Origin of the sequence: Pseudomonas monachiensis, from assembly GCF_047345015.1 — a bacterium.
Taxonomy (GTDB): Bacteria; Pseudomonadota; Gammaproteobacteria; order Pseudomonadales; family Pseudomonadaceae; genus Aquipseudomonas; species Aquipseudomonas monachiensis.
Genome location: NZ_CP178857.1, coordinates 4,948,905 through 4,971,653 on the forward strand (window position 1 = coordinate 4,948,905; position 22,749 = coordinate 4,971,653).

The 22,749-nt window shown below is 60.7% G+C and carries 21 protein-coding genes; 13 read left to right on the forward strand and 8 right to left on the reverse strand.

Annotation, left to right across the window (positions count from 1 at the left end):
* The first annotated feature begins 80 nt into the window (after window positions 1-80).
* Window positions 81-962, forward strand: a complete 882-nt coding sequence (locus tag ACMDB8_RS22130) for a LysR substrate-binding domain-containing protein (protein ID WP_056726103.1) — start codon at window positions 81-83, stop codon at window positions 960-962.
* A 102-nt stretch (window positions 963-1,064) separates the two neighbouring features.
* Here ACMDB8_RS22130 and ACMDB8_RS22135 read toward each other — a convergent pair whose 3' ends face one another.
* Together ACMDB8_RS22135 and ACMDB8_RS22140 are read right to left on the reverse strand one after the other, a co-directional pair.
* Complete coding sequence (locus ACMDB8_RS22135; RefSeq protein ID WP_409078386.1) at window positions 1,065-1,679, reverse strand: NAD(P)-dependent oxidoreductase; 615 nt, start codon at window positions 1,677-1,679, stop codon at window positions 1,065-1,067.
* Between the two features lie 46 nt (window positions 1,680-1,725).
* Window positions 1,726-2,604 (reverse strand): MBL fold metallo-hydrolase, encoded by an 879-nt coding sequence (locus tag ACMDB8_RS22140; RefSeq protein ID WP_056726105.1) that lies wholly within the window; start codon window positions 2,602-2,604, stop codon window positions 1,726-1,728.
* Between the two features lie 114 nt (window positions 2,605-2,718).
* On the opposite strand from ACMDB8_RS22140, the gene ACMDB8_RS22145 reads away from it, so the two are divergent.
* Window positions 2,719-3,624, forward strand: coding sequence for a LysR family transcriptional regulator (locus ACMDB8_RS22145; protein WP_201783890.1), 906 nt, complete (start codon window positions 2,719-2,721; stop codon window positions 3,622-3,624).
* A gap of 161 nt (window positions 3,625-3,785) precedes the next feature.
* On the forward strand, window positions 3,786-3,962 hold the full coding sequence (locus ACMDB8_RS22150; protein ID WP_020799474.1) for a hypothetical protein: 177 nt from the start codon (window positions 3,786-3,788) through the stop codon (window positions 3,960-3,962).
* Window positions 3,963-3,970: 8 nt separating this feature from the next.
* Here the strand turns inward: ACMDB8_RS22150 and ACMDB8_RS22155 are convergent, their stop codons facing one another.
* Window positions 3,971-4,867 (reverse strand): helix-turn-helix domain-containing protein, encoded by an 897-nt coding sequence (locus ACMDB8_RS22155; protein WP_056726108.1) that lies wholly within the window; start codon window positions 4,865-4,867, stop codon window positions 3,971-3,973.
* 190 nt (window positions 4,868-5,057) lie between these two features.
* On the opposite strand from ACMDB8_RS22155, the gene pobA reads away from it, so the two are divergent.
* Together pobA and ACMDB8_RS22165 are read left to right on the forward strand one after the other, a co-directional pair.
* On the forward strand, window positions 5,058-6,242 hold the full coding sequence (pobA, locus tag ACMDB8_RS22160) for a 4-hydroxybenzoate 3-monooxygenase (protein ID WP_409078430.1): 1,185 nt from the start codon (window positions 5,058-5,060) through the stop codon (window positions 6,240-6,242).
* Between the two features lie 78 nt (window positions 6,243-6,320).
* Window positions 6,321-7,838, forward strand: a complete 1,518-nt coding sequence (locus tag ACMDB8_RS22165; protein WP_409078387.1) for an MDR family MFS transporter — start codon at window positions 6,321-6,323, stop codon at window positions 7,836-7,838.
* Window positions 7,839-7,961: 123 nt separating this feature from the next.
* Here ACMDB8_RS22165 and ACMDB8_RS22170 read toward each other — a convergent pair whose 3' ends face one another.
* The 4 genes from ACMDB8_RS22170 to ACMDB8_RS22185 form a co-directional block, all read right to left on the reverse strand.
* Window positions 7,962-8,810, reverse strand: a complete 849-nt coding sequence (locus ACMDB8_RS22170) for a cache domain-containing protein (RefSeq protein ID WP_409078388.1) — start codon at window positions 8,808-8,810, stop codon at window positions 7,962-7,964.
* A gap of 87 nt (window positions 8,811-8,897) precedes the next feature.
* The gene (locus ACMDB8_RS22175; protein WP_056726112.1) at window positions 8,898-9,770 is read right to left on the reverse strand and encodes a hypothetical protein; all 873 of its coding nucleotides are present in this window, start codon (window positions 9,768-9,770) and stop codon (window positions 8,898-8,900) included.
* Window positions 9,771-9,886: 116 nt separating this feature from the next.
* Window positions 9,887-10,879: an NAD-dependent epimerase/dehydratase family protein gene (locus tag ACMDB8_RS22180; protein WP_056726113.1), complete on the reverse strand. Its 993-nt coding sequence runs from the start codon at window positions 10,877-10,879 to the stop codon at window positions 9,887-9,889.
* A gap of 54 nt (window positions 10,880-10,933) precedes the next feature.
* On the reverse strand, window positions 10,934-11,827 hold the full coding sequence (locus tag ACMDB8_RS22185) for a LysR family transcriptional regulator ArgP (protein ID WP_056726114.1): 894 nt from the start codon (window positions 11,825-11,827) through the stop codon (window positions 10,934-10,936).
* A 96-nt stretch (window positions 11,828-11,923) separates the two neighbouring features.
* Between ACMDB8_RS22185 and ACMDB8_RS22190 the strand changes: the two genes are divergently transcribed.
* From ACMDB8_RS22190 to ACMDB8_RS22200, 3 genes are all read left to right on the forward strand, one after another.
* Window positions 11,924-12,325, forward strand: a complete 402-nt coding sequence (locus ACMDB8_RS22190; protein ID WP_056726115.1) for an ACT domain-containing protein — start codon at window positions 11,924-11,926, stop codon at window positions 12,323-12,325.
* A 6-nt stretch (window positions 12,326-12,331) separates the two neighbouring features.
* On the forward strand, window positions 12,332-12,934 hold the full coding sequence (locus ACMDB8_RS22195; protein ID WP_056726116.1) for a LysE/ArgO family amino acid transporter: 603 nt from the start codon (window positions 12,332-12,334) through the stop codon (window positions 12,932-12,934).
* A 164-nt stretch (window positions 12,935-13,098) separates the two neighbouring features.
* Complete coding sequence (locus ACMDB8_RS22200) at window positions 13,099-13,695, forward strand: superoxide dismutase (RefSeq protein WP_008022038.1); 597 nt, start codon at window positions 13,099-13,101, stop codon at window positions 13,693-13,695.
* A gap of 129 nt (window positions 13,696-13,824) precedes the next feature.
* On the opposite strand, the gene ACMDB8_RS22205 is transcribed toward ACMDB8_RS22200, so the two are convergent.
* Window positions 13,825-14,091 carry a DUF6124 family protein gene (locus ACMDB8_RS22205; protein ID WP_056726117.1) on the reverse strand — a complete coding sequence of 89 codons (267 nt, stop codon included), beginning with the start codon at window positions 14,089-14,091 and terminating at the stop codon, window positions 13,825-13,827.
* 1,129 nt (window positions 14,092-15,220) lie between these two features.
* On the opposite strand from ACMDB8_RS22205, the gene ACMDB8_RS22210 reads away from it, so the two are divergent.
* The 5 genes from ACMDB8_RS22210 (at window position 15,221) to ACMDB8_RS22230 (ending at window position 22,625) form a co-directional block, all read left to right on the forward strand.
* The gene (locus ACMDB8_RS22210) at window positions 15,221-17,272 is read left to right on the forward strand and encodes a putative bifunctional diguanylate cyclase/phosphodiesterase (RefSeq protein ID WP_056726118.1); all 2,052 of its coding nucleotides are present in this window, start codon (window positions 15,221-15,223) and stop codon (window positions 17,270-17,272) included.
* Between the two features lie 185 nt (window positions 17,273-17,457).
* Window positions 17,458-18,807, forward strand: a complete 1,350-nt coding sequence (locus tag ACMDB8_RS22215; protein WP_056726119.1) for an imelysin family protein — start codon at window positions 17,458-17,460, stop codon at window positions 18,805-18,807.
* A gap of 183 nt (window positions 18,808-18,990) precedes the next feature.
* On the forward strand, window positions 18,991-20,418 hold the full coding sequence (locus tag ACMDB8_RS22220; protein ID WP_409078389.1) for a di-heme oxidoredictase family protein: 1,428 nt from the start codon (window positions 18,991-18,993) through the stop codon (window positions 20,416-20,418).
* A 27-nt stretch (window positions 20,419-20,445) separates the two neighbouring features.
* Complete coding sequence (locus ACMDB8_RS22225; protein ID WP_409078390.1) at window positions 20,446-21,510, forward strand: imelysin family protein; 1,065 nt, start codon at window positions 20,446-20,448, stop codon at window positions 21,508-21,510.
* A gap of 14 nt (window positions 21,511-21,524) precedes the next feature.
* Window positions 21,525-22,625: a DUF1513 domain-containing protein gene (locus ACMDB8_RS22230; protein ID WP_409078391.1), complete on the forward strand. Its 1,101-nt coding sequence runs from the start codon at window positions 21,525-21,527 to the stop codon at window positions 22,623-22,625.
* The last annotated feature ends 124 nt before the right edge of the window (window positions 22,626-22,749 follow it).

The window sequence follows — 22,749 nt, forward strand, 5'->3', positions numbered from 1 at the left end:
ATTGGAACGGGCGACAGGTAGCCGCAACAATGGATAAAAAGTCATACTAGCCATGTCCTCACGTCATACCTTGGATCCCAATGAAACGACTGCCTCCCCTGCCGGCGCTGCACACTTTTCTGATTACCGCGCAGTGCTGCAATTTCACCCGGGCCGCCGAACAGCTGCATATCACCCAGGGCGCGGTGAGTCGGCAGATCGCCGGGCTGGAAGATCATCTGGGTTATGAGCTGTTCATCCGCCTGGCCCGAGGCCTTGCCCTGACAGCCGAGGGACGGGAATGGCTGCCACGGGTGCAGCAGATTTTCGGCCTGATCGACGAGGCCGTTGAACAGATCGGCGAGAAGCGCGAAACCCTGCAGCTCAAGGCACCGACCTGCGTCATGCGCTGGTTGCTGCCGCGTCTGTTGCAATGGCAAAGGGAACGCCCGGACGTGCCGGTGGAACTGACCACCACGGTCAAGCACGGGGTGGATTTTCATCGCGAGCAATTCGATGCAGCGGTGATGTACGGCGCACCGCCGGACGATTCATTGATGTCGCAAAAACTCTTCGACGAACAACTCACGCCGGTGTGTTCCAGACCGATGCTCGAAGGCCCCATGCCCCTGCAGAGCCCGGCCGATCTGCAACAGCACCTGCTGCTGCACCCGACCCGAGACGAGCGGGACTGGAAGGCCTGGTTGAAAGCGGCGAATGTGCATTTGACCAATGTCGGCAAGGGCCAGCATTTCGAAACACTGGACCTGGCGATGTCGATGGCGTCCCAGGGAACGGGGGTGGCGATTGGCGACTGGTCGCTGATCGGCGATGACCTGAACGCCGGGCGGCTGGTCATGCCATTCGACTTGAAGGTAACGACAGGACTGGCGTATTACCTGGTATTCCCCGAAAAACCCGGGCCTTCGCCGAAGTTGCGTGAATTGATGGGCTGGTTGGTGGAGCAGGCGCAGTCGCGTTGAACCACGGTATCTGTAGGAGCTGCCGCAGGCTGCGATCTTTTGATCTTGAAAGTCAAAGTCAAAAGATCGCAGCCTGCGGCAGCTCCTACATGGATTGCGGTGTTAGTACCCGACTGTAAACCGCTGCCGCGAATGCTTCGGCGCTTCCACTTCGTCGAGCATTGCAATCGCGTAATCGGCAAAGCTAATCCAACTGCGCCCTTCGCTGCTCACCAGCAAGTCATCCTGACCGAGGCGGAATTTCCCCGTGCGCTCGCCCTCGACAAATTCTGCCGATGGCGACAGGAAGGTCCAGTCCAGATCCCGTTCTTCACGCAAGCTGGCGAGGAATTCGGCACCCGCGCCGGCCTCTGCCTTGTAGGCCTCTGGGAAACCTTCGCTATCGATCACTCGAGTGCCATCGGGCAATAGCAGTGAACCCGCCCCGCCCACCACCAGCAGACGTTTAACCCCGGCTTTTTTCACCGGACCAACGACTGCGCCGGCAGGTAGCGTGGCGAAATGCGCCGCGCTGATAACCACGTCATGGCCCGCAATCGCAGCTTGCAACGCAGCGGCATCAAGGGCATCGACGGCCTTGCCGGCCACACCGTCACGCGGGTCGATTTTCGATGTATCGCGGGCAATGGCGGTAACGCTGTGACCGCGGCGCAGGGCTTCTTCCAGCAGTTGGCTACCGGCACGACCGGTGGCACCTATGATTGCGATTTTGCTCATGACGTTCTCCAGTGGGTTGAGCTTCTAGGATTTCAGTTGAGGCGGGTTACCACTTCATCTCGCCCTTGGCGACCTTGGCGCTCAGCTCCAGGGAGCTTTCATCTTCCAGGGTCGGGAAGCGCTTTTTCATCGCCGCGATCAGCGCGGCGGAATCCTTGGCCTTGGCGGTTTCCTCGTCGAAGGCCTTGATGTATGCGGCGGTGAACTGCACGGCGGCCAGGGAGCGATCGCTCTCGCCAAGGTAATGACCCGGCACCACGGTCTGCGGTTTCAGGGTTTCAATGGAGTGCAGCGTAGCCAACCAATCGGCATGGGACTGTGGCGTTTGCGTGTCCGCCATCCACACGTGGATGTTTTGCGCCACCACGACACCACCGACCACGGCCTTGAGCGACGGAATCCACACAAAGCTGCGATCCGGCTGCGGGCCCTCAAGACCAAGCACCTGCAACTTCTGCCCTTCAAGGATCAGGCTGTCACCCTTGAGCACGTCCGGCACGATGGTTTTGGCCGGCACGTCCGCACCCATTTTCGGGCCCCAGAACGCCAGTTTGCCGTCGACGGTTCGCTTGATGTGGTCGACGGTCGGCTGCGAGGCGAGGACCTTCGCCTTGGGGAACGCAGCCGTCAGGGTATCGAGGCCGAAGTAGTAATCCGGATCACCGTGGCTGATGTAGATGGTGGTCAGTTGCTTGCCGCTGGCGCGGATTTTTTCCACCACCTGCTCGGCCTGGGATTTGCCGAATTGCGCATCCACCAGGATCGCTTCTTTCTCGCCACTGACCAGCACCGAGGTCACCGGGAAGATCGCTTTATCACAGGGGTTGTAGACATCCAGCGTCAAGGTCGAGGCGGCTGCATGGGCGGCGAAACCGAGGGCGACGCCTGCCAGCAAAATGCGCTTTAAAGTGGTGAAACCGATCATCTGTTGCTCCGTTGTCCGAATGCCTTGCTTGGCGATGGAACAGAGCTTAGTTGCCTGACTCAGTACAAAAAATGCGATGCTTGAACATAGTTTGTTTCTGAAAGCGGGCAAATCATGGATCGTCTTCAAGCAATGCGCGTGTTCGTCACGGTGGTCGACCTCGGCAGCCAGTCGGCCGCCGCCGATCATCTGGAGCTGTCACGGCCGGTGGTGTCGCGGTATCTGGCGGAACTGGAAGACTGGGTCGGCGCGCGCCTGATGCATCGCACCACACGCAAGTTGAGCCTGACCGCTGCCGGCACCGAGATCCTGCCCCGCTGTCGGCAGATGCTCGACTTGTCCTCCGACATGCAAGCCGCCGTCAGCGAACCGGATGACGCACCGCGCGGCCTGCTGCGGATCAGCGTCAGCACCTCCTTCGGCCAGGCACAACTGGCCGATGCCATGGCTGCGTATGTCCGGCGCTACCCCGGCGTCAGCATCGACATGCAGATGCTCGACCGCACCGTGAACCTGGTGGATGAGCGCATCGATCTGGCGATCCGCACCAGCAACGACCTGGACCCGAACCTGATCGCCCGCCGCCTGACGGTTTGCCGCTCGGTGATCTGCGCGTCCCCCGCTTACCTGCGTGAGCACCCGGTGCCGCAACGGGTCGAGGACCTGAGCCTGCACAACTGCCTGACCCACTCCTACTTCGGCAAAAGCCTGTGGCATTTCGAGCAGGACGGCGAGCAGGTTTCTGTACCGGTGCAGGGCAACATCAGCGCCAACGAGGCCAGCACGCTGCTGCGCGCAACGATCGCCGGTGCCGGGGTGGCGATGCTGCCCACCTACCAGGCCGGCGTGCACATCCACAGCGGCGAATTGATTCGCCTGCTGCCGGCGGCGGAACCCCGGCAAATGAATGTGTATGCGGTGTATGCCTCGCGCAAGCACATGCCGACGGCGTTGCGCAGCTTGCTGGATTTTCTGGTGCTTAGATTTCCGGAAGAACCGGAGTGGGATATCGGGTTGTAACACCGCCCCCCTGTAGGAGTTGCCGAAGGCTGCGATCTTTTGATCTTGCTTCTTAAAATCAAAGTCAAAAGATCGCAGCCTTCGGCAGCTCCTACACAACTCACCGGCGCTGACCTATGCTCAAAGTAATACCGAAAGGTATTCGTTCAGAGGTCAACGCCATGAACATCAAAACAAGAAGATACCTCGCGATTTTCATCACCTGCGCGGTCACGCTCGGGCTGTATGGCGCTGCGGCCTGGCGCGTCGAGCAACTGCGCAACCTGCCCCGTGAAGCGGCGAGTTGCAACTTCGAACGCTGCATCCCCCACAACGCCACCCTCAACGCCCTCCGATAACGAAGGGGTCAGGCTTCGTTGTCCTGATCGGCCTTCAGGCGGTCGCGGAACGCCTTGGGCGAAATCCCCACACGACGCCGGAACAGGCGCGTGAAGTTGGTCGGATCGGAAAACCCCAACACGTCGGACATTTCATAAATGGTCATGCTGGTGTAGGTCAGCAAACGCTTGGCCTCCAGCAATTGACGTTCGTGCATGATCTGCAACGCCGGTTGCCCCGCCAGCTCACGACAGGTGCCGTTGAGGTGGGATACGGAAATCCCCAGCCGATGGGCCAGGTCCTCGACCTTGACGTGCTGGCGATAGGTCTCTTCCACCAGCTGAATAAAGCCGTTGAGGTATTCCCGGGCCCGCTGCGGTCGCGCCATGGCGGTGCGGCGCTGGATCACCTGGCGGCTGACCCACACCACGATCACACTGACCAGCGAATGCATGAGCATTTCCCGCGCCGGTTGATGGCTGGTGTATTCGTTCTGCAAGGCGCTGAACAGGCTGTTGAGGTACTCGGCGTCCTTGCCTGCCGGGTAGCTTTCGGACTGGGCCAGGGCATTGACCGATTGCCCCAACTGTATCTGCAGGTGGGCGATCAGCGGCGCGGCCAGGGTCACGACAAACCCTTCCACATCCTCGGAAAAGCGAAAGCCGTGCACTGACAGCGGTGGCAGGATCTGGATTGCCGGTTCCACCAGTTGCGTTCGCTTGCCTTCGATTTCAAGCTCGGCCTGACCTTTGAACACGAAGAGCAACTGGCACAAATCAGCGTGGCGGTGAGGTTTGATTTCCCAATGATGTTCGCGACTGCGTTTGGAAATGGTTTCACAGTGCAGCAAGTCCGGGGTCGGCCAATCCAGGCTTTCACCGTAGAGCTTGAACACCGGAATCGAAGGCAGGTCAGGCTTGTTCATCACTTCAATCCAGGCCTCGGAGTAGATGGCGGGCGATAATCGCACCGATTGGCAGAATGTACAGCTATCGGCTCAGTTTTCACCTTCAATTGACAGACCCGCAAGGGAAAAATGCAAGCACTCGATCCATAAAAATCATTCACCGGCCCTGGTCGCGTGAAGCTTGCGAGTCATAAAAACAATGAAAACGCTGAAAACCCAAGTCGCCATCATCGGCGCCGGCCCTTCTGGCCTGTTGCTCGGCCAATTGCTGCACAACGCCGGCATCGACACCCTCATTCTAGAACGCCAGACCCCGGACTACGTGCTCGGCCGAATCCGCGCCGGCGTGCTTGAACAAGGCATGGTAGAGCTGTTGCGTCAGGCCGGCGTGAGTCAGCGCATGGACGCCGAGGGACTGGTCCATGGCGGCTTCGAACTGGCCCTCGACGGACGCCAGGTCCACATCGATCTGCACGCCCTGACGGGGGGCAAGAGCGTGATGATCTATGGCCAGACCGAAGTCACCCGCGACCTGATGGCCGCTCGTCGGGAGGCTGGCGCGCAGACGATTTATCAAGCCGACAACGTTGTTCCCCACGGCATGAAAACCGACGAAGCGTTTGTCACTTTTGAGAAGGACGGCGAACGGTATCGTCTCGATTGCGACTACATCGCCGGTTGCGACGGCTTCCATGGAGTGGCGCGGCAATCGATTCCCGCCGACCGCCTGAAAGTCTTCGAACGGATCTATCCGTTCGGCTGGCTCGGGATCCTGGCCGACACCCCGCCAGTCCACGAAGAGCTGGTCTACGCCCGCCATGAGCGCGGTTTCGCGCTGTGCAGCATGCGCTCGCCGACACGCACCCGTTATTACCTGCAAGTGCCCACCAGCGATCATGTCGACAGCTGGTCGGATCAACGCTTCTGGGACGAACTCAAGTCGCGACTGCCACAACAGTTGGCGGACAAGCTGGTAACGGGCCCGTCCATCGAAAAAAGCATCGCGCCACTGCGCAGCTTCGTCGTCGAACCCATGCAGTACGGGCGCATGTTCCTGGTCGGAGACGCCGCGCACATCGTCCCGCCCACTGGCGCCAAGGGCCTGAACCTGGCGGCCAGTGACGTCAGTACGCTGTTCAACATCCTGGTCAAGGTATACCGCGAAGATCGCCTCGATCTGCTGGAGAAGTACTCGGAAATCTGCCTGCGCCGGGTGTGGAAGGCCGAACGGTTTTCCTGGTGGATGACCTCGATGCTGCACCGTTTCGACGATCACGATGCCTTTAGCCAGCGCATTGCCGAGTCGGAGCTGGAGTATTTTGTCGGCTCTGAAGCGGGTCGAAAAACCATTGCAGAAAACTACGTCGGGCTTCCTTACGAGGCTATCGAATAGCTTCCTACCGACTTACACTGGCGAGCATCCCCGCTCGCCTAGCTACTTGCGGGTCAATCACTGCCCGCAGGTTTTCCCGTGACCAATCTCCACCAGCCTGAAACGCCCAAACCCGCTATCCGCAGCGTGCTGATCGCCCTGATGCTGGCGATCTTCCTCGGCGCGCTGGACCAGACCATCGTCGCCGTTTCGATGCCGGCCATTTCCGCGCAATTCAAGGACGTCAGCCTGCTGGCCTGGGTGATTTCCGGCTACATGGTGGCCATGACCGTGGCGGTGCCGATCTACGGCAAACTGGGCGACCTGTACGGGCGGCGCAAACTGATGCTGTTCGGCATGGGCCTGTTCACCCTGGCATCGGTGTTCTGCGGCATGGCCCAGAGCATGGAGCAACTGGTGCTGGCCCGGATCCTCCAGGGCATCGGGGCCGGCGGGATGATCTCGGTGAGCCAGGCGATCATCGGTGACATCGTGCCACCACGGGAGCGCGGTCGTTACCAGGGCTATTTCAGCAGCATGTATGCCGTGGCCAGCGTGGCCGGCCCGGTGCTTGGCGGCTATATGACCGAATACCTGTCCTGGCGCTGGGTGTTCCTGATCAACCTGCCGCTGGGCCTGGGTGCCTGGCTGGTGGCCCATCGCACGCTGATGGGGCTGCCGATTCCGCAACGCAAACCGATCATCGATTACCTGGGCACTGTGCTGATGATCATCGGGCTGACCGCCTTGTTGCTGGGCATCACCCAGGTCGGCCAGGGCCACTCGTGGCGCAGTGCCGAAGTATTGGCGCTGCTGGCCTGTGCGGTGCTGGTGCTGGGGCTGTTCGTCGTCCACGAGCGAGGGGCACGGGAGCCGTTGCTGCCCATGCATCTGTTCGCCAACCGCAACGCGATCCTGTGCTGGTGCACGATTTTCTTCACCAGCTTCCAGGCCATCTCACTGATCGTATTGATGCCGCTGCGCTTCCAGAGCGTCACCGGCGCCGGTGCCGACAGCGCCGCCCTGCACCTGCTGCCCCTGGCCATGGGCTTGCCGATCGGCGCGTATTTCGCCGGCCGCCGCACCTCGGTGACCGGGCGCTACAAACCGATGATCCTTGCCGGCGCGGCGCTGATGCCTGTCTCGATTATCGGCATGGCGTTCAGCCCGCCCCAGGCATTCGTCGTGAGCAGCCTGTTCATGCTGCTCTGCGGGATTGCCTCCGGCATGCAGTTCCCGACGTCATTGGTCGGCACGCAGAACTCGGTGGACCAACGGGACATCGGCGTCGCCACCAGCACCACCAATCTGTTCCGTTCGCTGGGTGGTGCCGTGGGTGTGGCATTGATGTCGGCGCTGCTGTTGGCGTTGTTGCAGGACTCGAGTTTCGCGCACCTGGCCGGCTCGTCGCTGATTGCCGAAGGTCATTCGGGGAATGTGTTGCTGGACGGTTTGAATGCCGCGCCAGGTGATGCGCAGAACGCCTTGCGTGCCGAGTTGTTGCTGACGTTCCGGCACTTGTTGACGGTCAGTGCGGCCGTTTCACTGCTGGGGCTGGCGGCGGCGATTGCCATGCCGAACACGTTGTTGCGCGGGCGGGAGGATAAGGTTCGGTAGGCAGACCGAGTCGCTTGTATTCGCGAGCAAGCCCGCTCCCACATTAGACCGAGTCGCTCATGAGTACGCGGTCAACTGTGGGAGCGAGCTTGCTCGCGATAGCGATTTTTCAGACACCACCTATCAAGGGCTGTAATACCCGACCGCCACCAGAAAATGCCCGACTTTCTTCAGGTAGGCATGTTTGTTCTCGACCTTGCCGGTCACCGGGTTTTTCCAGCGGTATTCGTAATCGCCGTAATCCTGCTTGGCCATCATAGCCAGAATCGGCTCGCCCACCGGTTTGCCTTCCGGGTCTGCGATCTTGCTGAAGTCGGTATTGATCAGCCGCAGGTTGGTGCCGTGGGCCACGTAACGCTGGGTGTCCAGGTCGACGACAAATACATACAGGTCATCCTGCAGGTAGCCGCCCTTGAGGGAGTTGATCGCCGTCAGGGTGCCCTTTTCGTCCTTGGCCAGATCGGTTGCCGCTTTGTTCAGCAAGGCCATGGCCTGTTCGGCGGAGGCCCTGGGCAGGTAATAACCGACCGCCAGAATCCGCTGGCCAATGCGCTGGTAGTAGACATGCTTGCGCTCGACCTTGCCATCATTCCAGTTCTGCCAGCGATATTCCGCCTGCTGAATGCCATTGCCTTCCGGCACTTTCAGGGCGTCCTTGAAGGTTTTCTGCAAGTCCGGCCCGAGCACTTCCGACACGTCCCGGCCAATCAGCGCCGACGACGGCCCGCCACTGGCAAGCATCACACCCTTGGTGTCGAGCACGAAGACATAACGGTCCTTGTCGACAAACTCACCCTGGCGGCTGAACGCCGCAAGGGCCTTGTCGCCATTCTGGTGGTAGTAGGCCAGGGCTTTTTCCAGCAGGGCTATGGCCGCCTTGCTGTCGTCCTTTTCCGTCCCGGCGGCTTGCGCCTGGCCCAGGCACAACAAAAACATGCCGCACAGCAAGGTGAACCTATGCAGAAACCCCATTGCGCATCCCTCGTTCCTGGTGGTGTTTCAAGAGCGTAGACGGCAATGGGGGATGCATGGATATCAGGAACCTCCTGAAGCAGTCGATTACTGCCGGGCGCGCAGTTGCTGCTGAAGGTTCTGGATCTGCGCCTGAAGGGTATTGATATTGCGGGTGACCTGGCTGCGGAAGGCATCGAACTCGGCCGTGTTGGTCGAACCCTGCGCGACCGCCGGACGGTTGTCCTGCACGCTCTTGACCACGATCATGTCTTGTTCGAGACGCTCGATGGCCGCGCTCGGATTGCCTTGTTTCTTCAGTGCGGCAATATCGGCGCCCAGGCTTTTGAGCTGTGCATCGAATTTTTCCGAATCCGACGGGGCACTTTTCAGGGCGGCCAATTCAGTGCTCAAGGCTTTGACCTGGGCCTGCAACTGCGTATTGGCCGTCTGATGTTCGGTGTCCTGGGCAGTCAATTGCGCCAGGCGTTTGTCCAGTTCGGTGGTTTGCGCGGTCATTTGTGCCAGTCGCTTGTCCAGGTCCGAGGCCTGGCCGGCAACACCTTGCTGCTGGGCGCTCTGGTCCTGGAGCTTGCTTTCCAACTGGCGGATTTGCAGCTTCAAAGCCTCGCTGTCAGTGTTGACGCTGGTCTGGCTGGCAACAACCTTTCCGGAAATATCCTGCAGGCGCCCCGCCGCTTCCTCACTGATTCGCGCGAAGCTTTCCTGGGTCGCCACCAGTTGCTGCTCCATCAGGGAGATCTGCTGAAAGCTCCACCAGGCCAGGCCCGCGAACGCAAAGAACAACGCCCCGACCAACGCCCACAAGGCACCGGTACTCGCCGCCTTGACCTTCACCACTGGCGCCGTGCGCGAGTGCACGACCGTGCGGGCGGTCGGCGCAAAGTCGTCATCGAGAACGTCTGCACGCAGGCTCGGTACATCATCGAAGTCGTCGTTGGCATCGTTTCGCATAGACATTGAATCAACCTTAGTGAATCACATAATGGCTTTATGCCGCACAGTATAAACCCCACAGCCGCAACCATTGACCCCCAAGCCCGAATCCGGTTCAGTCAGGGGTCATGGTTCGAGGGTCAGCGAACAGCCTGGGCCTTCCACCAGCCACAGAATTCATCGAGCGCCGTCCAGAGGCTGACCTTGGGATCGTAATCCAGATAATGCCGGGCGCGGCTGATGTCCAGGGTGAAATTTTTGTTCATGACCTGCATGCCCAGACGCGACAGCGTCGGTTCGGGACGCCCCGGCCACAACTTGCACACACCCTCGTTGAGCGCCGCCACGCTGTAGGCCAGGCCGTAGGAACGGTAACGGGTGACCTGTGGGACTTCCATGTTGCGCATGACGTAATTGACCACGTCCCACAGAGGGATCGGCGTGCCGTTACTGATGTTGTAGGCCTTGCCCAGCGCAGAACCACTGGCCAGCAAACTGCCGAGCAACGCCTCGTTGAGGTTTTGCACGCTGGTGAAGTCAACTTTGTTCAGACCGTTGCCGATGATTGCCAGGCGTCCCTTGCGCTGCATGTTCAACAAGCGCGGGAAGATGCTCATGTCGCCGGCCCCCGTGACGAAACGCGGGCGCAGGGCCAGGGTTTCGAGACCGAACTCCTGGGCACCGAAGACTTTTTGCTCGGCCAGGTACTTGGTGGCGGCGTAAGGGTGTTTGAAGCGCTTGGGCACCTGTTCTTCGGTCAGGCCCAGGTGATCGCGACCATCGAAGTAGATCGACGGCGACGACAAATGCACCAGCCGCCGAACTCGCTGCTTCAGGCAAGCTTCGACCACGTTCTCGGTGACCTGGACGTTGCCCTGATGGAAGTCCTGATAACGGCCCCACAATCCAACAGCGCCGGCGCAATGCACCACGGCCTCGACGTCCGAACACAGCTCGCGCGCCAGTTCCGGGTCGCTCAAGTCACCCGGGATGAACTCCGCTCCCCGGCGTACCAGATGCTCCACGCTCTCGGCCCGGCGACCGTTGACCCGCACGTCCAGGCCCTGCTCCAGGGCAAAACGCGCAAAGCGCCCGCCGATGAAGCCGCTTGCGCCGGTAACCAGAATCTTCATGAATTGCTCCGAATATTTCGTTTTGCGTATTACGTGAGGTCTTGACGCTGCGCGTCAGTCCAACGGCACCAGCCATTGCTTCGATGCGCTGACCAATTGATCGGTGAGCAGCCCCAGCAACTGGCCGCCATTACGCCAATGATGCCAGTACAGCGGCACATCGATCGGCTTATCTGGCAGCAGCTCCTGCAATACCCCCCTTTCAAGTTGCTCGCGCACCTGCAGTTCCGGAACCAGCCCCCAGCCCAGCCCGGCTTCCGTCAGACGAATGAAACCTTCGGAGGACGGGCACAAATGGTGTTCGAATCCACCCTCGACACCGAGGGACGCAAGGTAGCGATGCTGCAGGAAATCGTCCGGGCCAAATACCAGCGCCGGGGTTCGGGCCAACTGATCGGCGCGTACCCCCTGCGGAAAATGCCGGGCAATGAAGGCGGGGCTGGCCAGCGCACGGTAACGCATGGCCCCCAGCAACACGCTGCGCGCACCTGCCACCGGACGCTCACTGGCGCAGACGCAGGCTGCCACTTCACCGGCACGCATGCGCTTGAGGCCGACGGTCTGGTCTTCGACCACCAGATCCATCAACAGATGTTGCTCGGCGCAAAACTCGCCCACCGCCTGCGCCCACCATGTGGCCAGGCTGTCGGCGTTCAGGGCGATCCGCAGGCGTTCCGGCAGGCCCTCTTCATCCAGCGCCGGCACCAGGCTTTGCAGATCCCGTTCAAGCAAACGCACCTGCTGCACGTGGTTGAGCAACCGCCGGCCGATTTCCGTCGGCGTTGGCGGTGTGGCCCGCACCAGCACCGGCTGGCCAACCCGCGCCTCCAGCAGCTTGATGCGTTGGGAAATCGCCGATTGCGACAAGCCCAGCACTTGGGCCGCCCGCTCAAAACCGGCCTGTTCGACCACAGCGGCCAAGGCAGAAAGCAATTTATAGTCGAACATCAGTTTTCCTAATGAGCGATCAGCAAGATTGGTTTTTCTTATACAGCTTTCACAAGGACAATGACCAGCAAGAACTCTTGAACAAGGATCACCCATATGGCTGGCGAAACTTCATTGGCAACGCTGCTGCGCAGCATGAGCCCGCAACTCAACGCCGGCGAATACGTGTTCTGCACCCTGCGAGACGGCAAGTTGCCCAGGGATCTGGAGATTGTCGGCAGCTTCCGTGAACAGGAAGGCCTGACCGTGATTCTCGAACGTTCCCACGCCGTAAAAGCCGGATTCAGCTTCGACTACATCGCAGCCTGGATCACCTTGAACGTACATTCGGCCCTCGAAGCGGTCGGCCTGACCGCCGCGTTCGCCACGGCACTGGGCAAGGCCGGAATCAGTTGCAACGTGATTGCCGGCTACTACCACGACCATTTGTTTGTCGGCCATGCCGACGCCGACCGCGCCCTGCAAGTGCTGCGGGATCTGGCAGCCAACGCGGAGTAAAAAATCATGTGGCAAAGTTATGTGAACGGGCTGCTCGTGGCCTTCGGCCTGATCATGGCGATCGGCACCCAGAATGCGTTTGTCCTGGCGCAAAGCCTGCGACGTGAACATCACCTGCCGGTGGCGGCGCTCTGCGTGGCCTGCGACGCCCTGTTGGTGGCCGCCGGGGTATTCGGCCTGGCGACCGTACTGGCGCAGAACCCGACGCTGTTGGCCATCGCCCGCTGGGGCGGTGCAGCATTCTTGTTGTGGTATGGCAGCCAGGCGCTGCGCCGGGCCTTCTCGAAGCAGAGCCTTGAGCAGGGCGAAGGCCAGACCGTACGCTCGCTGCGGGCGGTGATGCTCAGCGCGCTGGCGGTGACCTTGCTCAACCCGCACGTCTATCTGGATACCGTTTTGCTGATCGGCTCCCTGGGCGCCCAACAAACCGAGCCCGGCGCTTATGTCGTAGGCGCGGCCAGTGCCTCGCTATTGTGGTTTTTCACCCTGGCCCTCGGTGCGGCATGGCTGGCACCGTGGCTCGCCCGGCCCAGCACCTGGCGAATTCTCGATCTGTTGGTGGCGGTGATGATGTTTGCCGTAGCGCTGCAACTGATCGCGGCCATCTGATCGGCGGAACCTCTATTCCACACAGTTGTTGCGTGGTTATGCCGCCCCCCCGGTGCTATGATCCGACTCCCTGCGCCGCAAAGAGTACAAACTCCCCGGCGCTTGTCTGGCCGCCCGTGATCGGCCTTGCGCTCACCGCAACTGACCTGACTAGGAGAATCATCATGGCTTTCGAATTGCCGCCACTGCCGTACGCACACGATGCCCTGCAGCCGCACATCTCCAAGGAAACCCTGGAGTTCCACCACGACAAGCACCACAACACCTACGTCGTGAACCTGAACAACCTGGTGCCAGGCACCGAGTTCGAAGGCAAGACCCTGGAAGAAATCGTCAAGACTTCCTCGGGCGGTATCTTCAACAACGCCGCTCAGGTCTGGAACCACACTTTCTACTGGAACTGCCTGGCGCCAAACGCTGGCGGTCAACCAACCGGCGCTCTGGCTGAAGCCATCAACGCGGCCTTCGGTTCGTTCGACAAGTTCAAGGAAGAGTTCAGCAAGACTTCCATCGGCACCTTCGGTTCCGGTTGGGGCTGGCTGGTGAAGAAGGCTGACGGTTCCCTGGCCCTGGCCAGCACCATCGGCGCCGGCAACCCGCTGACCAACGGCGACACCCCGCTGCTGACCTGCGACGTCTGGGAACACGCTTACTACATCGACTACCGCAACCTGCGTCCGAAGTACGTCGAAGCGTTCTGGAACCTGGTCAACTGGAAGTTCGTGGCCGAGCAGTTCGAAGGCAAAACCTTCACCGCTTAAGCTCGACGCCAGTCAAAAAACCCGGCTTTTTAGCCGGGTTTTTTATTGCCCGGGATTTTCAGCGTTCGGCAGGGCCCCTTCGCGAGCAGGCTCGCGATGAACGATGACGCGGTCAACCTGACTGAATACCTATCCCTGCGGATCGACGTTATCCAACGCACGATTCACCGCCAGTTCCGCCAGCATGATGATCTGCGCAATGGCCAATGCCGTGTTGCGCTGAGGGCCGGTCAGGAAGGTGGCGAAATCACTCGCCATGACGTTGGCCGAAGCCAATGACTCACAAGCGTGGGCCAGCAGGGATTCGGTATCCATGTCCGGGACGATCATGAACATGGTGTTGGGGGTGTAGGGTTTGGCTGTATTTAAGGGCGGATCGGGGATTAACTTATCCACTGAAATATTCCTATGCGGTGGGTGCCACCCATTGCCGTTCTCACACGGCAAAGAGGTGGCAGCTATGTGCGAGGTGAGAAAACCGGTCATAGGCACCCGGCCAGACAAAAGTCTGCCCGCACACAGCCGCCATAACGCATTTACAGACAGCGGATAAGCTGGCGGCAATTATGCGGATACTGGCACTGGATGACTATGACTTGCCGGGTTCTCACACCCGATCGCTGAGTTTTCAGCGACAGTCAGAGGCTATTGAGTCCGCTTCCGACGGGCAACCTGAAAACTGCGTGGGAAACTTCTGGCGCTTTCCTACACCGCACTAACTCGCAAAAACGTAACGCGGAGCCAGCTCCCACAGGGATTGGGGACATCTGCAAAAACCAGGTCGGCCATCAGGCCGCCTTCGCGGGCAAGTCGGATCGCCGCACCGCCGCTCCCACAGAAGAGCAAAAGCAGAGCAGCCCACACCGCGCCGCTTTTTCACCACTCATCAGGCCGAGCGTTAGCTCGCCTGCAGCTCTTGATCTTGATCCACCCGCCCCCTCGGCAGGCTGAGTGGAGGTGTTCATCCGGGGATGGGCGCGCAGCGCCGTTCGACGCAGTCGAACACATCGCATGTAGGTGCCAGCGAAGCCAACCGGAGGGCGATGCCCCCGGATGAATGCCGCAGCGAAGGAACCCCGAGCCTAAGCGAGGGGCCGTACGTAAGGGGCGAGACCTTTGGTTCCTTTGGGCTGGGCCGGCACTCCGGCGTTTGCCAAAGGGACTCGCCGTAAGGGCGAAACCATAAGCCGCCGTTACCGAAGAAATGGATATGTACTCCGTTAAAACTCCAAAACAACCTACAGAATCCAAGGCGTTTTCCGACGATGAAACAAGCCGTCCAGCCCTTGCTCCCCCGCCGCGGACGACTAACATCAAATAGAAGGAAAAAATCTCCACCCCGCCCCTCAAGTTGAAGGACTCGACAACCGACACAGTGCTAATAGGCTAACTCGCCAGTACAACTGCAAATCGGCCAAGCTGCAGGCAAAATCCCCCAAGGATGATTGTCCCTTTGACTGCCATCACGGGATTGCCAATACTCATGGCAACTTGATGCTACCCGCACGGAACAAGGAATAACCCTTTGAAGCTGGAACTCAAGAACAGCTTGTCGGTGAAGTTGCTCCGGGTCGTGCTCCTGTCGGCATTGATCGTCGGCGTGGTCTTGAGCTGCGCGCAGATTGTGTTCGATGCCTATAAAACACGCCAGGCCGTCGCCAGCGATGCCGAACGGATCCTCGACATGTTTCGCGATCCCTCGACCCAGGCCGTCTACAGCCTGGACCGGGAAATGGGCATGCAGGTGATCGAAGGCCTGTTTCAGGACGAAGCCGTGCGCAAGGCCTCCATCGGTCATCCCAACGAAGCCATGCTCGCGCAAAAAACCCGCGAATTGCAGCACTCCAACAGTCGCTGGCTCACCGACCTGATTCTTGGCAAGGAACGCACCTTCACCACCCAACTGGTCGGCCGCGGGCCCTACAGCGAGTATTACGGCGACCTGAGCATCACCCTCGATACCGCCAACTACGGCCAAGGGTTCATTGTCAGCTCGGTGATCATATTCATCTCCGGCGTCCTGCGCGCACTCGCCATGGGGTTGGTGTTGTACCTGGTCTACCACTGGCTGCTGACCAAGCCGCTGTCGCGGATCATCGAGCACCTCACGGAAATCAATCCGGATCGTCCCAGCGAACACAAGATTCCGCAGCTCAAGGGGCACGAGAACAACGAACTGGGCATCTGGATCAACACCGCCAACCAGTTGCTCGAGTCCATCGAACGCAATACCCATCTGCGCCACGAAGCGGAAAACAGCCTGGTGCGCATGTCCCAGTACGATTTCCTGACGGGGCTGCCGAACCGGCAGCAATTGCAGCAGCAACTGGACAAGATCCTCGTCGACGCCGGCAAATTGCAACGCCGGGTCGCCGTGTTGTGTGTCGGCCTCGATGACTTCAAGGGCATCAACGAGCAATTCAGCTACCAGACAGGCGACCAATTGCTGCTGGCCCTGGCCGATCGCCTGCGCGGTCATAGTGGTCGCCTGGGCGCCCTCGCCCGCCTCGGTGGCGACCAGTTCGCCCTGGTCCAGGCCGACATCGAGCAGCCCTACGAAGCCGCCGAGCTGGCGCAAAGCATTCTCGATGACCTGGAAGCGGCGTTTGCCCTCGACCATCAGGAAATCCGCCTGCGCGCCACCATCGGCATCACCCTGTTCCCCGAGGACGGTGACAGCACCGAGAAACTGCTGCAAAAGGCCGAGCAGACCATGACGCTGGCCAAGACCCGTTCGCGCAACCGCTATCAGTTCTATATCGCCAGCGTCGACACCGAAATGCGTCGTCGCCGCGAGCTGGAAAAAGACCTGCGCGATGCGTTGATCCGCAATCAGTTCTACCTCGTCTACCAGCCGCAGATCAGCTACCGCGACAACCGCGTGGTGGGCGTCGAAGCACTGATTCGCTGGCAACATCCCGAGCACGGTCTGGTGCCGCCGGATCTGTTCATCCCACTGGCCGAACAGAACGGCACCATCATTGCCATCGGCGAATGGGTGCTGGACCAGGCCTGCAAACAACTGCGCGAGTGGCATGACCAGGGCTTCTCCGACCTGCGCATGGCGGTAAACCTGTCTACGGTTCAATTGCACCACGCCGAACTGCCACGGGTGGTCAACAACCTGCTGCAGATGTACCGCCTGCCACCGCGCAGCCTGGAACTGGAAGTCACCGAAACCGGCCTGATGGAAGACATCAGCACCGCGGCCCAGCACTTGCTCAGCCTGCGCCGCTCTGGCGCGCTGATCGCCATCGACGACTTCGGAACCGGCTATTCGTCCTTGAGCTATCTCAAGAGCCTGCCTCTGGACAAGATCAAGATCGACAAGAGCTTCGTCCAGGACCTGCTCGATGACGACGACGATGCGACCATCGTTCGCGCCATCATCCAGTTGGGCAAGAGCCTGGGCATGCAGGTGATTGCCGAAGGCGTGGAAACCGCCGAGCAAGAGGCCTATATCATTTCCGAAGGCTGCCACGAAGGTCAGGGCTATCACTACAGCAAGCCTTTGCCGGCACGGGAACTGGGCGTTTACCTCAAGCAGGCCCAACGCAGTAATGCGGCCATCCTCTGAATCGTCAAAAACCGCACGGCGACCCTCGCTCGCTCGGGCGATCCTTTGATTTGCAGCAAACCACCCGCTGAATAAGAAATATTTACAGGTACAACCCTTTACAGATAATGCGAAAGATTTGCATTATGTCGCAGTTTTGCGTGTGCATAGCACGACTCCACCCCTATCGAAGCAGGATGTTCGCCATGATTCGTATGCCTCTGGCTACCGCCAGTCTGTTGGCCATCGCTATTTCCCTCGCCGGTTGCGGCGAAGGTAAAGACCAAGAAAAAGCTGCCGCGCCAGCTGCCAGCACTGCGGCTGCCCCGGCTGCTCCAGCCGCTGCGCCTGCTGCTGCCGGTAAAGTCGACGAAGCTGCCGCCAAGGCCGTTGTCGCCCATTACGCCGACATCGTTTTCGCCGTTTACAGCGATGCCGAATCCACCGCGAAGACCCTGCAAACCGCCGTAGACGCTTTCCTCGCCAAGCCGAACGCCGACACCCTGAAAGCCGCCAAGGCTGCCTGGGTTGCCGCTCGCGTGCCTTACCTGCAGAGCGAAGTGTTCCGCTTCGGCAACACCATCGTTGACGACTGGGAAGGTCAACTGAACGCCTGGCCGCTGGACGAAGGCCTGATCGACTACGTCGACAAATCCTACGAACACGCTCTGGGCAACCCGGGTGCCACTGCCAACATCATCGCCAACACTGAAGTGCAGATCGGCGAAGACAAGGTCGATGTCAAAGACATCACCCCGGCAAAACTCGCCAGCCTGAACGAGCTGGGCGGTTCCGAGGCCAACGTCGCCACCGGCTACCACGCCATCGAATTCCTGCTCTGGGGCCAGGACCTGAACGGCACCGGCCCTGGCGCCGGCAACCGTCCGGCTTCGGACTACCTGGAAGGCAAAGGCGCTACCGGCGGTCACAACGATCGTCGTCGTGCCTACCTGAAGTCCGTGACTCAGTTGCTGGTCAGCGACCTGGAAGAAATGGTCGGTAACTGGAAGCCGAACGTGGCCGACAACTACCGCGCCACCCTGGAAGCGGAACCGGCTGAAACCGGCCTGCGTAAAATGCTGTTCGGCATGGGCAGTCTGTCCCTGGGTGAACTGGCGGGCGAGCGCATGAAGGTTTCCCTGGAAGCCAACTCCCCGGAAGACGAACAGGATTGCTTCAGCGACAACACCCACAACTCGCACTTCTACGATGCCAAGGGCATTCGTAACGTGTACCTGGGTGAATACACTCGCGTCGACGGCACCAAAATGACCGGCGCCAGCCTGTCGTCCCTGGTGGCCAAGGCCGATCCGGCTGCCGACACCGCGCTCAAAGACGACCTGGCCGCCACCGAAGCCAAGCTTCAGGTCATGGTCGACCACGCCAACAAGGGTGAGCACTACGACCAGTTGATCGCTGCCGGCAACACCGCGGGCAACCAGATCGTCCGTGACGCCATCGCGTCCCTGGTCAAGCAGACCGGTTCGATCGAAGCCGCCGCTGGCAAACTGGGCATCAACGACCTGAACCCGGACAACGCTGATCACGAATTCTGATCAATGCTGGCTGAGTGAATAAGGCGACCTTCGGGTCGCCTTTTTCATACCTGCCCTACACCGTCCATTGTGGGTAAGCCAAATTACCTGTCCCACATCAAGCAAACGATAATTCCTCTTATTCAAATTCCCATCCCCTGTTAGACTTTGCGCCCTTGTTTTGCTCGTCTTGCAGGATGTCTGATGCCCTCGCTGCCTCTTCGCTTGTCCGCACTGTTTCTGGCCCTGGGCCTGAGTGCCTGCGATGACGCCCCGAAATTCACCCAGGCCGAACCCGGTGAAGCCCGCTCCGGCGGCAATGCAACGGTGCGCAAGACCGATCAGAACGCGTTTTCCATGCCTTCGGCGAATCTGCCGCCGTCTCGGCGCGTGGACTTCAGTGTCGGCAACAGCTTCTTCCGCAGCCCCTGGGTAATCGCCCCGTCGACGACGACCGCTCGCGATGGCCTCGGTCCACTGTTCAACACCAATGCCTGCCAGGGCTGCCACATCAAGGACGGCCGCGGCCATCCGCCGACTCCCGACGATGTGAACGCCGTGTCGATGCTGGTACGGCTGTCGATTCCCGACGCCCCGGCGTATGCCAGGGTCATCGAACAGCTCGGCGTGGTGCCGGAGCCCGTCTACGGCGGCCAGTTCCAGGACATGTCCGTCCCCGGCGTAGCCCCCGAAGGCAAAGTGCGGGTCGATTACACCGCCGTGCCGGTTCGCTTCAAGGACGGCACTGAAGTCGAGTTGCGCAAACCGAGCCTGAACATCACCCAACTGGGCTACGGCCCGATGCACCCCGACACCCGCTTCTCGGCCCGCGTGGCACCGCCGATGATTGGCCTGGGCCTGCTCGAAGCGATCCCCGACGAGGCAATCCTGGCCAACGCCGAGGCACAGGCCAAGGCGAACAAAGGCATCAGCGGACAACCGAACCGGGTCTGGGATGACGCCCAGCAGAAGACCGTCCTGGGGCGATTTGGCTGGAAAGCCGGACAACCGAACCTCAATCAGCAGAATGTCCACGCGTTTTCCGGTGATATGGGGCTCACGACCAGCCTCAGACCCATTGATGACTGCACGGACGCGCAAACAGCCTGCAAACAGGCCCCCAATGGCAACGGCCCCAATGGCGAGCCGGAAGTCAGCGACAACATCCTGCGCCTGGTGCTGTTCTACAGCCGAAACCTCGCCGTACCGGCGCGCCGCGACGTCAACGCGCCAGAAGTGCTGGCCGGCAAGACTTTGTTCTATCAGGCCGGTTGCCAGTCCTGTCACACACCGAAATACACCACCGCCGCCAACGCCGCCGAACCTGAACTGGCCAATCAAGTGATTCGCCCGTACAGCGATCTGCTGTTGCATGACATGGGCGACGGCCTGGCCGACAACCGTACCGAGTTCCAGGCCAGCGGCCGCCAATGGCGTACCCCGCCGTTGTGGGGCATCGGCCTGACACAGACGGTCAGCGGCCACACCCAGTTCCTGCACGACGGCCGCGCCCGCAACCTGCTCGAAGCCGTGCTCTGGCATGGCGGCGAGGCAACAGCGGCGCAGCAACAGGTTTTGTCTTTCAATGCCGAGCAACGCGCTGCGTTGCTGGCGTTCCTGAATTCCCTTTAACACGCATTCCACCCGCGGGAGCCCGACATGTTCCGTCCCAAACTGTTGTTCACCAGCCTTGCCGCCCTCGCCCTGGGCGCCTGCTCGCCACAAGACCCGCAAGCGGTCACGTCGGCGGCCATCGCCAAGTCGGTGATCCTGCCGACCTACACTCGCTGGGTTGAAGCCGACCGTCAATTGGCGGTCAGCGCCCTCGCCTACTGCGAAGGCAAGGAAACCCTGGAAACCGCCCGTGCCGATTTCCTGCATGCGCAAAAAGCCTGGGCCGAGTTGCAACCGCTGCTGATCGGGCCATTGGCCGAAGGCAACCGTTCGTGGCAGGTGCAGTTCTGGCCAGACAAGAAAAACCTGGTCGGCCGTCAGGTCGAGCAACTGATCACCGCCCAGCCGCAAATCGATGCCGTCGCCCTGGCCAAGTCCAGCGTTGTGGTACAGGGGCTCTCGGCCTACGAATACATTCTGTTCGACAGCAAGCCTGACGTGGCCAACGCCGAGCAGAAGAGCAAATACTGCCCGCTGCTGATCGCCATCGGCGAACGCCAGAAGCAATTGGCCGAGGAGATTCTGCAATCCTGGAACAACACCGACGGCATGCTCGCGCAAATGAGCAAATTCCCGAATCAGCGTTACGCGGACTCCCACGAAGCGATCGCCGATCTGCTGCGCGTGCAAGTCACCGCCATCGACACCCTGAAGAAAAAGCTCGGCACGCCGATGGGCCGCCAGAGCAAGGGTGTGCCGCAACCGTTCCAGGCCGACGCATGGCGCAGCCAGGCATCCCTGACCAGTCTCGAAGCCAGCCTCGCGGCGGCCAAAACGGTCTGGGAGGGTGTGGACAACAAAGGCCTGCGCGGCCTGTTGCCGAGCGAGCAGAAACCGTTGGCCGACAAGATCGACGCAGCCTATGCCGCCTCGCTGAAACTGTTTGCCGGCAACCAGCGCTCGCTGACCGACATGCTCAATGACGAGGCCGGCCGCCAACAACTCAACGAGCTGTATGACAGCCTCAACGTCGTCCATCGCCTGCACGAGGCCGATCTGGCCAAGGCATTGGGCATCCAGCTGGGCTTCAACGCCAACGACGGTGACTGATGAGGGCCGGTTCCATGCTGCGACGCCAGGTTCTGACATTAGGTAGTTTGCTGCTCGGTGCAGTGACGCTGGGCGGCTGGAAGCTGTTCAAGCAAAAGGACAAGAGTCCGCTGTTGCTTTCGGCACGGGACGATACCGACGGCCAGCATTACGCCGTCGGTTATCGGCTCGATGGCACCCAGGTGTTCGCCACCCGGGTCGGCCAGCGTTGCCACGACATCATCAACCACCCGACATTGCCGATTGCACTGTTCGTCGCTCGCCGTCCAGGCACCGAGAGCTACCTGGTCGACCTGCGCGACGGCGCGCTCCTGCAAACCGTGGTGTCACAGCCGAACCGGCACTTCTACGGGCACGCGGTCATTCACCACAGCGGCGACTGGCTGTACGCCACCGAAAACGACACCACCGATCCGGGTCGCGGCCTGCTCGGCGTGTATAAGTTCGAAGGCGAGCGGCTGGTGCACAGCGGTGAGATTTCCACCCACGGCCTCGGTCCGCACCAAGTGTCGTGGATGCCCGATGGCGAAACCCTGGTGGTGGCCAACGGCGGGATTCGCACCGAGGCCGAAAGCCGGGTGGAGATGAACCTCAACGCCATGGAACCGAGCCTGGTCCTGATGCACCGCGACGGCGCCCTGCTGAGCAAGGAAACCCTCGCTCAGCAGATGAACAGCGTGCGCCATCTGGCCGTCGCCAGCGACGGCACCATCGTCGCCAGCCAGCAGTTCATGGGCGCGGCCCACGAGTCGTCGGAGTTGCTGGCGATCAAGCGTCCCGGCCAGCCTTTCGTCGCGTTCCCGGTGCCCGAGCACCAGTTGCAGGCCATGGGGCACTACACCGCCAGCGTCGCGGTACACAGCGACTTGCGCCTGGTGGCGTTGACCGCACCGCGGGGCAACCGCTTTTTCATCTGGGACCTGGACAGTGCTGAAGTACGCCTGGACGCGCCACTGCCCGATTGCGCCGGGGTCGGCGCCGTGGCCGATGGTTTTGTCGTGACCTCGGGCCAGGGGCGCTGCCGCTACTACGACTGCCGCCAGACAAACCTCGTCGCAAAACCACTGGAGCTGCCCACAGGGCTCTGGGACAACCATCTGCACCTGATGGCCTGAATCATTGAAAAAAATCGCCGCCTTGGGCCGCGCCTGTATCGGGATGACGTCCACCCCGCAGGCGCGACCCGAGGCGACGAATCTTTTCAGGCTTTCACCCCTCTAATACCTCGCAACCTGTAAA